Origin of the sequence: Limosilactobacillus ingluviei DSM 15946, assembly GCF_001435775.1 — a bacterium.
Taxonomy (GTDB): domain Bacteria; phylum Bacillota; class Bacilli; order Lactobacillales; family Lactobacillaceae; genus Limosilactobacillus; species Limosilactobacillus ingluviei.
This window is the reverse complement of sequence record NZ_AZFK01000009.1, coordinates 1-11,008: the sequence shown is the minus strand read 5'-3', so window position 1 is coordinate 11,008 and position 11,008 is coordinate 1. Positions and strand designations below refer to the sequence as shown.

Here is an 11,008-nt window from a genome sequence, read left to right as displayed (position 1 = left end):
AATATCTTGGTTAGCATGATTAATCTTTTCATCATGCTCAACGTGCTTTTGAATTCCAGAATAACCGTTCTTATCCTTGACTTGCAAATCCGTTGTTACCGTGCATTTAATCGCCATAGTATCATCACCCATATCGTAGTATCGTTACCATCATTGTAACATATTCGGTGATAAGTAAAGTGGTTAGATTATCCAATTTACTAGCTCCCTAGTTAAAATGGAGTAACCCATTTTGACGGTCGCTCTCGCCGAGGGCATTAGGAACACATTTCCTAATAACTATTGATTTAATTTTCAAGATTGTATTTGAAAATTAAATATTACCTTTTAATCAAAAGGTAATACCAAAATAAAAAATTCCCAATGTCTTTCGACAAAGGGAATTTTTTACAATCCAGCTTTAACATTTAGTTAATCTGGATTGTTCCCATTGGGAAATTCATTATCATGTAATGGATTCTTTCCCAATGGTTTTGCGTGACTTTGTTCCTGCTGCTCTTGTTTTATTTTAGCCACAAATGCAGTCACAAAATCATGCAAATCTTTTTTCGCGAATGGCTTTTGATCATCACCAATTTGCGAATCAATAATGCTGTTTAAGCGTTGCATTAAGTCATCATTATTGCTGGCCGAAGTTAGCATAGCTTCGGCCAATTCCGCTTTCCATTTTAGTTCGTTTAAGGCTAAAACATCAGCGTTATGTTTCATCTGGAGCTTCTTATACTCCATATCTTCAGGAACAGTACGACCACTCAGTTTTTTGGCTTTAAGTTCTTGCCAACGGGCAATTGATTTAGGGGACATCATGATAAAAACTTCTTTCTATTAAGTAATTAGATTAACTATTATGAGAAGTTAACAGTCAATCTCTTGCCCAAAGCGTTAGCAATTTTGGTTAAAGTATCAATACTGGTGTTAGCGCCGCTTTCAATTCGTGCAATTGTTGATTGAGGAACATCAGAAACAGTAGCTAGATCTCGTTGAGAAAGGCCTGATTCTTTTCTAACCTTAGTTAATGCAATGGCACTCTCTAACTTAGTTGTTTCGTTTTCAAATTCCTTTTTAAATGCCGGATCCTTTAATTGTTCATTTAAGTAGTCTTTAAAATTAATGTTGCTCATAATTATTGCTCCTTTCGGTTGGCAAAGTATTCGTCACGTAATTTCTTAGCATGATTAATTTCTCGTGGCGGTGTTTTCTGGGTTTTCTTAGTAAAGCCATGGGTAATAACGTAGTGAACGCCATCAACGTGAAAATAAAGGCCACGTTGTTGATTATTACTAACCCGAGAGCGAATTTCATAGAGGTTCTTCTCCAGTGGCTTAACCCAGTTATGTTGAATTCCAGCACTAAGTCCATAAGTTGCGACCATGTTAATCCGTGCTAATAACTTTGCTTTAGCTTTAACGTCAAGACTATCTAAATATTCTGCAAATTCAGTATGGCCATTAGGGCGAGTATAAAATTCAAATTCTAAATCTTCCATGCCCTAATGATAGCATATATTGTATCAATTATCAATATATGCTATCTAGAACAACTACCGTGCTTCGCTTGCTGGACTCGTTAATCAGAACGGTTTATGACTAAACCTAACCTGATTAACGAGTGAATTTTTTTTGGGGGGGGGGTGCTTAATCGAACTTAACTTCATCGAGCATTTGTTCTCGGCTGACTTGATCCAGACCTAAATATTTTAAGGTCATGGCTTCTGAGGAATGATTAAGCAGCGACATCACTAAACCGATATTGTAATGAGTTTGTGTGTAGACCCGGTAAGCCCCAGTTTTTCTCATTGTGTGAGTACCGAGGTAGTTAATCCCAAGTAAATCGCCAGTTTTAGCCATGATTTTGTAAAACTGTTTTTCAGTGATGTGCCGATCGGGGTGTTTAGTCGATGGAAAAAGCCAATCTGAGTGGAGATTTTGTTGGTTTAGCCACTGAAAATAGTCTTTTAGGTCTTGTTTAACTGGTTTTAGGTACAAAGTATTGGGCTTTCCGGTCTTTTTATCCCGAATATAAGCATTTTTAGCGATAGTCCCATCGTTATTGAAGATTTCATTGCGTCTGAGAGCTAATAAATCGGACACTCGGAGTAACGTTGCCTTGCCAACTTGGAAAATTGTGTAATTTCGGCGGCCAGCTTTAAAATTATGTAGGAGAGTATCTTCGACTTCATGCAGGATATTGGAATCTTTGATGGGTAAAACGAGTTGTTTCATGATTAATTGCTCCTTATTTAGGGGCTACTTTTTGTATATATAAATTAAAAGCCCCTATATTCTGATTGTAGAATACAGGGGCTTGACATAGCAACATTCTTTAGGGGTTATTTATTACAAATGGACCCAGTTTTTATATTAGAGGTTAAATTCTATCTTTGAACGTAAATCCCAAGGAACATTGAAAAATGATATTCTTATTAAGAACATATTTAAATCGGGTTCATTAACATCTCTCTCCCAATTCGATAGTGCCTGCCGGGTAACATTCAATTCCCCGGCTAGTTCTTCCTGTGTCATTCCCAATTGTGTTCGCAGATGACGTATTTGCTTTCCTGTTGTAATATTCGTCTGTTCCTGGTTCAAAATAGTTTCTCCTCTCTGATACTGATTTTATCAATGATATTTCGCAATAGCCAGCAATGAACGCTTGCATTGCGCAAGACGTTACATTATCTTCTGAAACATATAGCGCACCTTGTCCAGGCGGCTGTTTGGACGGCGGGGCTGGATGACTGGCTTGCCGACAGCGGCCTGATACCCTTTCAGTTCTGTAAGGCATACGCTCTGCCCGTTGGTGTAAAAGGCCAGATCAGTACGGTATGCCTGTATACAGCGGGCGGGAATCTCGCCAGTAAAGACAACTTCATCCTTTTTTACCTGGACCGTTTCGATGGTGGCACAGTATTTCGGTGCATCATGATAAGCCCTGGAAAGATATTCCCGGGGCGCATAGAGGGTGAAGGAGAGATAAGGTTCCAGCAGTTGCGTCCCTGATTCCTTCAATGCCTGTTCCAATACAATCGGGGCCAATGAGCGGAAGTCCGCCGGCGTGCTGACCGGACTGTAATAAAGCCCGTATTCAAAGCAAATCTTACAGTCCGTTACGTTCCAGCCGAACAAGCCCTGCTCCAGCCCGTAACGGATACCATCCCTGACAGCGTTTTGAAAACTCTGGTTCAAGTATCCCAGCGAAACCCGGCTCTCGTATTGTACACCGGAGCCAAGCGGGAGTGGTGTAACAGACAGTCCGATGGATGCCCAAAACGGGTTGGGCGGCACCTCGATATGGATGGTGTGGCTGGCTGCTTTGAGCGGCCGCTCCATATAAATGACGGTGGGTTCCTTTACCACTGTTTCAAGCTTGTATTTTTCCGACAGCAAAGCGGAAACAACCTCCAACTGCACCCGGCCCAAAAAAGAAAGAATGATCTCATGGGTGATGGAATCCACCTCGCAGCGCAAAAGCGGGTCAGTATCCGCAAGTTGCGTAAGAGCGTCCAGCAGCCGTTCTCTTTGCGCTGCCGTTTTCGGCGCAATCGACGTCCGCAGCATGGGGAGGGGGTCCTCACGCCACCTTTTACGAGGGAGCCGGGTTGGGTCCCCTAATACATCGTTTAACCTCACGCTGTCGCTGGGAAGGATAACAATTTCACCCGGATAAGCGGTGTCTGTCCGAACAATTTCCCCTTTGGATGGAATACGCATCTCTGTGATTTTCAGCTTTTCTCTCCCGGCCAGGGCCACCGTATCCCGCAGGCGCAGCGTTCCGCTGTATAGCCGTAGATAGACACGCCGCTGGCCGCAATCTGTATACTCCACCTTGAAAACGCTGCCGCATAGGGCGGCGCTCCCCTGTTCCCCAATCGGTTGGAACAGCCCTGTCACCGCATCCATCAACGGTTGAATGCCAAGGCCCTTTTTGGCGCTGCCATAATAGACCGGGAACAGGGAGGCGTCTTGAACCCGCCGCTGTTCCTCCCGCACAAGTTTTTCCCGGCTGATTGGTTCTCCTGCGATATACTTTTCCAATAATTTATCGTTATTTTCGATGACCGCATCCCATGCTTCTATGTCGGTATTTTCCTCCAGGACTATTTCCGGGGACAGCGACACCGTCTGCTTGATGATAATATCGGCGGAGAGCTTATCCCGAACAGACTGAACCACGCTCTGCAAATCAACGCCAGCCTGGTCGATCTTGTTGATAAAGATAACGGTGGGAATGTTCATTTTCCGCAGGGCATGGAACAGAATACGGGTCTGGGCCTGCACGCCATCTTTAGCGGAGATCACCAAGATGGCCCCATCTAAAACAGCCAAAGAGCGGTACACCTCCGCCAAAAAATCCATGTGGCCGGGCGTATCCACAATGTTGACTTTACATCTGTGCCACTGGAAGGAAGTGACTGCCGCTTGAATGGTAATCCCACGCTGCCGCTCCAAAAACATGGTGTCCGTCCTCGTTGTCCCTTTTTCGACGCTCCCCGGTTCTGAAATGGCTCCGCTGGCATATAGCAGGCTCTCCGTCAAGGTCGTCTTTCCAGCGTCTACATGGGCAAGAATTCCAATATTGATTATTTTCATGTGATTGTCCTCCCTTTACTGCCCCGAAGGGCATAAAAATCCCCAGCAGTAAAATACTTTTACCACTGGGGATGATAATTTGCGGACATACACATATACAGCATACACCTGTTTGTGAGTGCTGTTTTTGGGGATATGTCAAAATTGATAAGGCAAAAGTATTCTTAAATTGGGTACAAAAAACTAAGCCCCTACAAAAGGGACTATCATAATCCTTTGTTCCCACTATTTGATTATAGTTTTATTTAATAATACCTTGCCGCATATTTTTTACTCCTTTTCTGGAATTGAATTATTATATCACATCAGTTTTAGGAAAACAAGTATCTAAAAGAAATTTTTCTTCCCCTTATATGTAACAATCATACCGGCTTCCTAACGTTCAGAATGGTTTCTACTGTCTGCTGCGGTGTTTGGTTGGAATTGTCCAGCCAAAAGCCGATCCGTGGTGTTGTCTGCATTTTACTAAATGGCAGATTGTAAAATTTAAGTTGAACATTTTAGTGGACAGAAAAACCCATAAAGGTCTTTAATGGTGTCGTTACAACATTCCATTAGAAAGAAGGACCTTTATGGGCACCACTATCTTATCATTTTCAGACCGCATTGTCATCGAAACGCTTCGTCATGAAAAGCGACTCATAGAATTATTTCCTCCCGTTAAATAATAGATAACTATTAAAAATAGACAATACTTGCTCATAAGTAATGGTACTTAAATTGTTTACTTTGGCGTGTTTCATTGCTTGATGAAACTGATTTTTAGTAAACAGTTGACGATATTCTCGATTGACCCATTTTGAAACAAAGTACGTATATAGCTTCCAATATTTATCTGGAACATCTGTGGTATGGCGGGTAAGTTTTATTAAGACACTGTTTACTTTTGGTTTAGGATGAAAGCATTCCGCTGGCAGCTTAAGCAATTGCTGAATCGAGACTTGAGTGTGCAAGAGCAACCCTAGTGTTCGGTGAATATCCAAGGTACGCTTGTAGAATCCTTCTTCAACAATCAGATAGATGTCAGACGCACGGCTTTCAAAAACCACTTTTTTAATAATTTGTGTGCTTAAATGGTAAGGAATATTCCCAACAATTTTATACCTCTGTTTGTTAGGGAATTGAAACTGTAGAATATCTTGGTGAATTAAAGTGACACGAGTATTCAGTTTTAATTTTTCTGACGATAAGTTGAATAGATGACTGTCTAATTCAATAGACGTTACCTGTTTACTTATTTTAGCCAGTTTCGTCGTTAAATGCCCTTTACCTGTTCCAATTTCGTAAACGGTATCGGTTTCTTTTAAATTCAATTGTTTTATTATTTGGTTGAGTACTTTTTCACTCGTTAAAAAGTTTTGAGAATATTTTATATTTTTGTTCATGTAATCACTCCTGAAGTGATTACATCTGTAAATAAATACAGAAGTTAAACGATTTGTTTGTAATTTTAGTTATCTGTTTAAAAAGTCATAAGATTAGTCACTGGTAGGAATTAATCTAACGTATTTATTTATCTGCGTAATCACTGTTTTTAGTCTGTTTCAAAACAGTAGATGTTTTATCTACATTACGCATTTGGAATACCAACATGACGAATCCCTCCTTCTTAATTACAAATTTTTAGCATCTAATTTAACTTCAATTCCTATTATACAAAATTTTAAGGCAGATTGTAAAATTTAAATGTTCAACTTAAATTTTACAATCTGCCTTAAGAATATCTTGTGCGTTTGTTCTTACTTCATCTTCTGTTAAATTCATTGAATTTTCCTCTTCTGGTTATTTATTTTCTTTCTTCTCAAACATTTCCAACCATAACTCATATGACCGCTTTTCATCAGCATTGAGCGAGTTCAGCACCCGTTCAATTGCTTGATCAACAGTGGCGTCTTGTGTAGCTACGCTGAGCGCATTTTCCAGAGCATTAATCTTCAGCACGGTCTTCTTCTGCAAACGAACCGTCTGATAGGATTTTCGACCGCTCTTCGGTCTGCCGGGACGCTTCTTCTTGGGCTTCTCCTTTTGATAGTCTTCTTCGACTTTTTTCGTCATCTTGTCGGGATTATAGGTCTCCTTAGGCTTGGAAATTTTGGTTTCCGTAATGGGCTTGGGTGCCTTCTTCTTAGCGTTCTTCACAAATTCAAACTTAGCCATTAAATTTCAGCCCCTTTGTCTTTTAGGCGTGCGACGATTTCCTTCGTTAACTTATTGTAGATATAATGCAAACGAGTATCGTGCATGTCGTACTTTGTCAGGCCCCTTTCGGCGATCCCAGTCCGGTCATATCGCTTGAGCCGCTCCATGTGACGGATAATCTGGTTGAATAGCATATACTTCCCGAAGTCGGCTTCGGCATCCTGCAAAATCTGGTTGTCGAGGCCGACATTATTTTTCAGGAGAACGGCCAGGACGCCTAGAATATCAAAGTCGATATTAGCGTAGTCATTATACATCTGCTGGAGGTATTCAAAGAACGTCTCAGCACCGTCTAGCGAACGCTGCTGGGTTTGAAGAACGATAATGACGTAGTCGGTAGCGTAAATTGCGGAGTCAGTGAAGACGGATAATGTCGGAGGTACATCAATGATAATAAAGTCGTACTCATCACGAACTTTAGCGAGCTGCTGCGAAAAGTAAGCGATTCGTTGTTCCTTAACCTTACTCATTTCGCTTTGCAGGGTTGTACTATCACCGGACTCGATTTTTTCCTTATCCAACATAAACTTCATTTCGAGGAAGTCAGGATAGTTCTTGAAGTCCTCGGAAGATGGCAGCAAGTACAAATTGTCCATGATATTAACAATGGCCGGTTTAATATTCTCCTCAGTCAATGCGACCATCATAGTTTTGCCAATTTGCAGATCAGTACTCTGTTGCAGGCCATATGTCCGTCGAAGCAATTGCGTTGCATTAGCTTGCGGATCTAGGTCACAAACAAGTGTCTTATAACCTAACTTTGCTAATTGATAAGCCGTCATAACGCTGTTGGTTGTCTTACCAACACCGCCCTTCATGTTTCCGTACAGAATTGCTGGCATCGTTTTCACTCCTTTGAAGTACCTGGTTCAATTTCATAATTAGCTTACTACAATTAATTAAAAATGACAATAACAGTCAATATAAAGGTGTTTGCGAACGAAATAATTAATTGGCGTAAGTTATATGTTTACCACAGCTATATATTGTAGTAAACGAATTGTGGAGTGAAGAAGCGTTGGATCATTCAAAAAAATTTTAGCGCTCCGTTAATTATTTGTCGTAAGTTATATATTTACTACAGTTATATATTGTAGTAAACTAATTGCCTTTTCAAAAAATGAAATGCTGTTAAATCACCGTTTGTTGATGTAGTAAATATATAACTGTCGTAAGTTATATATTTACTACAATATATAACGTACTACAGCAAATTCGAAAGCATTTACATTCACTTCGGATTAGCGTATCTTAATAGGTGAAATAGTTTTGGCAAACTACTTCACCAACTAAATAAACGAGAGTAAAAGAAAAAGCCCGCTGAAGTATTGGCGTACTTCAACGAGCTACCGAAAAGCTATCGTGCCTAGCTAATCGGGGTTGTCATTTCATCTATACATAAAGTATAGAAAAAAATGGCGAAAAATTCAAGTTATCGAAACTAGAGTTGAAACCCGAAGAAGATAGAAAGCGTGTAGCTAATTGGCTACATGCTTTTTCTTTTGGGTCGCACCCGTTAAACTCACCAGCAGCAGCTCTGCATCGTAGTCGCATCTCGAAATCGCTCGTGATTCCTTGGACGTGTAGGAATTGTAGTTAACAACCATGGGAACGCCAATCCCAGTGCTTATCACACGGCACTAAAAGAGTGGCCGGAAGCTTCGAAAATGCTACGGACAACCCTTCTATTAACGCGAGTTTTAACGTGTTTATCGCCGAAAATCGCAATTGTAAGACGATGATTAGAAACAAAAAACCGCCCGCCTAACAGGGACATAGAGAGGAATAGCAAGGGGCAAGGGCGGAGTGCGCTTAAACTGTCTGCTAGAGTGTTAATAGTGAGTTGATAATGTTCTATTGTCGATTGACCATTAATACTCTGGGGTTGACTGAGAGAGCATTGCTCTTTTGATACTTTAGCCACGTTTAGGCTAGGTATCGAGAGAGCAAGCTGACGCAAGCTCCTTGCGGAAGCTTGCTCTTCCTTTAGTAGAAGTTAAGGATAAGCGGGTATGGTACTAGACCTGTTTTGTATTAGGTATAGTACCTGTCTCTATAATTAATGTTTAATTAGCTTTATTTGATGGGTTTATGATATTGTTGCAGTTTTTGGTCGAAAATTAGTGTGTATATTGCGCAGGTACTACATTTTATTTCGGTGCAGTGTAGTACTGATTATTAATATTCAATGTTATCTTCGACTTGTTGTTTAAGTGATTGTTTGACTTGCTGGTCAACTTTTTGTAGTTGTTCACTATTGGCGGACAGGATAGCTTTTTTGAGTTTAACGGCAGGATCGTTTTGTAATTGTTTCTCTTTGAGATGGTCAATTGGCTTGTCTGAGGCTGTGATGCTTGATAGATCTAGTTTTCGGCTTTGTAGATTTTTAGGTGACTGATTACCGTTAGGAGCTATTAGGATTTTGACAACATGGTCAATAAACTTGGTAGCTTCGGTTTTGACTTTTTGTAGGACTTCGGTAACGGTGTCCATCAGGTATTTAAGTGGCTGGCGTAAATGTTGCTGTCGTCCGGTGTTGGTAATAACTGCTTGAGCTTTTTCATTTGGCTTTAGTAATGATGAGTCAACTTTGTGTTCAGGGGCGTTTTCAGCAATGGTATCGACTAATTGGTTTTTGTAGTCGTTAATTTGGTTTTGTACGGTTGTATTCTCATTCTGGAGTTGCTGATTCTGGGTGGTTAATTGTTGGTTGGTAGTTGATAATTCAGTTTTGGTAGTACGGGCAGTAGTTATCTCTTGGTTTAGGTTATCAAGTTCATCTTGATAGTCTTGTTTATCTGTTTCCCAATTATCTCGCTCTTCTTGACGCCAGGAATCTAATTCCTGTTCCATTTGGGTTACATTAGCTTCGGTTACTGTAATTGGTTGATCGTTGTTATCGAGTAAGTCGTTTTGGTCAATTTCTTTTTGGGCGGCTTTGATACGCTGGAGCTTGCGCTGCTTAATTTGTTCTTCAGCGTCGCTAATCTGATTTTGCAGGGTTTGTAATTGTTGGCGTTGATGAACTAATTGTTGGTCCAATTGCTTCTGTTGATTTTCGGCGGCTGTTTGTTTTTCTTTGGCAGCGTCAGCGTCCTGTTCAGCTTGTTGCTTATCCTTCTGAGAGTCTCTAGCAGCCTTTGTAATGCCATTTGCCATTTCTAGGGGTGAAAGGTCGTTACCGTCTTTATCGACCGCCTGATGGCCTGTGGTGGCTTTGTAGATGCCCTTTAGATTCTGAGTGACGGTCGCTACTTGTGATTGAACATCATTCTTTTGATTAGTTAAGTTATCAGCTTGGTCTTGTAATGACTTAACTGTTTTTTGATATTTTGCGATTTCTTGATGTTGAGCTTTTAATTGCTCCATTGAAAGGCCGGTTTGTAAGGTTTTATCTTCCTTGGTTTTGCGTTCAAAATCGAGGATTTTTTTATCCTGAGGCACCTTGTAGGTCTCGTGCAGTTCGACTTCCAGGCATTTTAAAGCGTACTGGTCTATATTAGTCCGAAACCATTTTGTAGCGTCACGTCCGGAACAGTATTTACCTGTAACGGCGTGATGGAGACTTACTAAGGCCTGATTGAGTGAATTAGTCACGTGAGCGGCTCGCTTTTTACCGCCTCTGGTCATGCCAAAGGTAGCTAATTCATAATGAATGTGAGAGATTCCCATTTCATCATTATTGGTGGCGTAGCGACCTCGATGTAAATAATCGCCAACATTAACTCGTGATTTATCTTTAAGTGTCCACCCAACATTGTTATTGGTGGCTTTAATTAAGGCTCGATTGAAGCAGCCATAAAACTGCTTGGCAACCGCAATATTATCTGGGATTGGTTGGTTATTTTGGTCCTTTAATTTGAAAACTAAGTGCGTAGTACCGTCCGGCAACTTTTCTTCCTGATAGGAAGTCTTAGGACAGAATTGTTGCATTAATTTACTTTGAACTTCCATATTACCGATGGTTAATACAGCGGTCGCCTTCTTTTTCCGTTTTAGGTAGTTTTTAACACTGCCGTATTGCCGTTCTGCGTGTCCCTTTTCACGTTGATGTTTATCGTGTTCCTCAACATAGTCTTTGAAATGTTCATTGTTCCATTGGTCGATTGCTGCTCGTGTTTTCGGAGATTTATCATATTGATTAAATTGAGTTTCGCTAAACACAATATCTTGGTTAGCATGATTAATCTTTTCATCATGCTCAACGTGCTTTTGAATTC

At 40.7% G+C, this 11,008-nt stretch carries 11 protein-coding genes; all 11 read right to left on the bottom strand.

Translation table 11 applies throughout. The annotated features are described in order from the left end of the window. Positions 1-411 precede the first annotated feature (411 nt). Complete coding sequence (locus FC43_RS01845; protein WP_172381018.1) at positions 412-807, bottom strand: replication protein; 396 nt, start codon at positions 805-807, stop codon at positions 412-414. A gap of 38 nt (positions 808-845) precedes the next feature. Next, positions 846-1,121, bottom strand: coding sequence for a helix-turn-helix domain-containing protein (locus tag FC43_RS01840; RefSeq protein WP_012390396.1), 276 nt, complete (start codon positions 1,119-1,121; stop codon positions 846-848). A gap of 2 nt (positions 1,122-1,123) precedes the next feature. Next, positions 1,124-1,486, bottom strand: a complete 363-nt coding sequence (locus FC43_RS01835) for a type II toxin-antitoxin system RelE/ParE family toxin (RefSeq protein ID WP_003672622.1) — start codon at positions 1,484-1,486, stop codon at positions 1,124-1,126. A 148-nt stretch (positions 1,487-1,634) separates the two neighbouring features. Beyond that, the gene (locus FC43_RS01830; RefSeq protein WP_003672620.1) at positions 1,635-2,222 is read right to left on the bottom strand and encodes a site-specific integrase; all 588 of its coding nucleotides are present in this window, start codon (positions 2,220-2,222) and stop codon (positions 1,635-1,637) included. Between the two features lie 138 nt (positions 2,223-2,360). Continuing rightward, entirely contained in the window at positions 2,361-2,588 is a 228-nt protein-coding gene (locus FC43_RS01825; protein ID WP_082611431.1) for a helix-turn-helix domain-containing protein, read from the bottom strand. Between the two features lie 81 nt (positions 2,589-2,669). After that, positions 2,670-4,589 (bottom strand): tetracycline resistance ribosomal protection protein Tet(W), encoded by a 1,920-nt coding sequence (gene tet(W) / locus FC43_RS01820; RefSeq protein ID WP_000691721.1) that lies wholly within the window; start codon positions 4,587-4,589, stop codon positions 2,670-2,672. 647 nt (positions 4,590-5,236) lie between these two features. Further along, positions 5,237-5,974: a 23S rRNA (adenine(2058)-N(6))-methyltransferase Erm(B) gene (gene erm(B), locus FC43_RS01815; RefSeq protein ID WP_001038795.1), complete on the bottom strand. Its 738-nt coding sequence runs from the start codon at positions 5,972-5,974 to the stop codon at positions 5,237-5,239. 124 nt (positions 5,975-6,098) lie between these two features. Then, on the bottom strand, positions 6,099-6,182 hold the full coding sequence (locus FC43_RS01810) for a 23S rRNA methyltransferase attenuation leader peptide (RefSeq protein ID WP_001814874.1): 84 nt from the start codon (positions 6,180-6,182) through the stop codon (positions 6,099-6,101). A gap of 189 nt (positions 6,183-6,371) precedes the next feature. Next, a complete protein-coding gene (locus tag FC43_RS01805; protein WP_056953639.1) occupies positions 6,372-6,746 on the bottom strand; it encodes a DUF5388 domain-containing protein in 375 nt (124 codons plus the stop codon). Then, complete coding sequence (locus tag FC43_RS01800) at positions 6,746-7,630, bottom strand: ParA family protein (RefSeq protein ID WP_056953633.1); 885 nt, start codon at positions 7,628-7,630, stop codon at positions 6,746-6,748. The genes FC43_RS01805 and FC43_RS01800 overlap by 1 nt, the downstream gene beginning before the upstream one ends. 1,336 nt (positions 7,631-8,966) lie before the next feature. Next, positions 8,967-11,008: coiled-coil domain-containing protein (locus FC43_RS01795; RefSeq protein ID WP_056953632.1), on the bottom strand; the 2,042-nt coding region annotated here is incomplete at its 5' end.